Source organism: Luteolibacter arcticus, from assembly GCF_025950235.1.
In the GTDB taxonomy this organism is placed as follows: domain Bacteria; phylum Verrucomicrobiota; class Verrucomicrobiia; order Verrucomicrobiales; family Akkermansiaceae; genus Haloferula; species Haloferula arctica.
Genome location: NZ_JAPDDT010000038.1, coordinates 1 through 1,508, shown reverse-complemented (window position 1 = coordinate 1,508; position 1,508 = coordinate 1). Strand labels below are relative to the sequence as shown.

1 protein-coding gene is annotated in these 1,508 nt (G+C 63.3%); it reads right to left on the bottom strand.

The window, feature by feature from the left end; genetic code table 11:
• Positions 1-11: 11 nt before the first annotated feature.
• Positions 12-1,436, bottom strand: coding sequence for an IS4 family transposase (locus OKA05_RS29240; protein ID WP_264490772.1), 1,425 nt, complete (start codon positions 1,434-1,436; stop codon positions 12-14).
• Positions 1,437-1,508: the final 72 nt, after the last annotated feature.

The window sequence follows — 1,508 nt, the reverse complement described above, 5'->3', positions numbered from 1 at the left end:
CCCGAATGGCGCTAACTTAAGGCGGATTTGGGCTGTTTCACATACCTCGTCCGATGATGGATTTCGACCATTTCTGCCCGTGGCTTGTTCATCAGTTGGAAGGGCTTCGGCCTTCGTTTGAGGACTCGCGGCTCTCTCCGGTAGGGACGCTCGGGAACCAGATCTTCGGCGATGGCGTCGAGCAGGTCTTCCACAAGGCGGCGGCGGGCTTTGGCCGCGACCGCAGCCGACAACTCCGGCAGCCAGCGCGTCATGCGATCAATGGCTCCCTTGAAGCTCGCACCGGTCGCCGGCCCCGCCTGGAGGATCAACGCTCGTATCAAGTTGTAGGCGATGATGTACATCAGCAACTCGCGATGGATCATGCCCGGGCTTCGCGTCTTGAGCACCGCCATGCCCAACGTGGTTTTGGCATCGTCGAGAAACAGCTCCACCCGCCAGCGCCGGAGGTAAAGCCCGCCCACCTCCACGGCGGGAAGGAGTTCAGGATCGGTGACGGTAGTGGCGAGGTGAAGCACGCGGGTCCGGTAGCCAGCCCCGGGATCGGCCGTGACGCTCAGCACCCGCACGGCGATGTAGGTAGGAAGGCCCTCGTAGGTGGCCCGGTCGAGCCACTTGGGCCGCTGCGGCTTGGTCCAGCGTTCCAGCCGATCGTGCTTGCCGAGCCGGACGGCCCGCGGATCTGGCAAGCGGCGGCTGTGATTGCGCATCACCACGCGCACGCCCTTGCGCTGGAGCAGGGCGAAGGTGAACCAACAGCAGAAGCCGGAGTCGGCCAGCAAGGTGTCGCCCGGTCGCAAGTGCCGCCAAAGTCGCCGACACAGGTTACGTTCATGGCTGAGATAGTTTCCCTTGGCCAAGGCGATCCAGACGCCGGTGGCCAGGTCGAACAAACCCACGATCCGCATGATCGGAAAACCGCAGCCCGCCTTCTGCGAGCGGGTTTGGGGCCAGCGCGCTTGATTTGCCGGAGTGTCCGGCATGCTCAGGGTGGTGCCATCCATTACCCACGTGCGCGGCCCACTCCGGGGCGCGAGCCCCTCGGCAAGGTGCCTGAGAAAGCCCAGCAGCAAACGGACGGGAAAACGGAGGCGCGCCTTGCAAAAAGCGGCGGTGTTTGTGGAGCAAAGCGCCTGGCCGGTGCGGCTCTGCAGGACCTGGACCGACGCGACGCCACTGCGGCAAGATGTGCCGGCAAGGATCTGGCAGAGGAAGGTCCAGAAGATCACCGGCAACGGAAAAAGCCGGTCACGGAACCCCGGGGCATTTTCCAACAGCGACACGGGCAACAGGCAACCAAAGAGTTCCCGGGCTTGTCCGATGAAGAGGCTGGAAACCGTGGCAGCCCTCCGCTTGAAAGAGAGGGCGGGATTGACGGGACGGCGGCCGTGAAGCCGGCGAGACCAGCCCGGGAACATCGGGGTTCTGCAAGTCATTGTTTGCAAGCAGCTACTAGAATGCCAGTAGTTCATCACGGCTCACAAATCCGCCTTAAGTTAGCGCCATTC

What these genes read in the sequence shown, in the direction of transcription:
- OKA05_RS29240 (WP_264490772.1), bottom strand. Translation starts at nt 1,436, where the DNA reads ATGACTTGCAGAACCCCGATGTTCCCGGGCTGGTCTCGCCGGCTTCAC.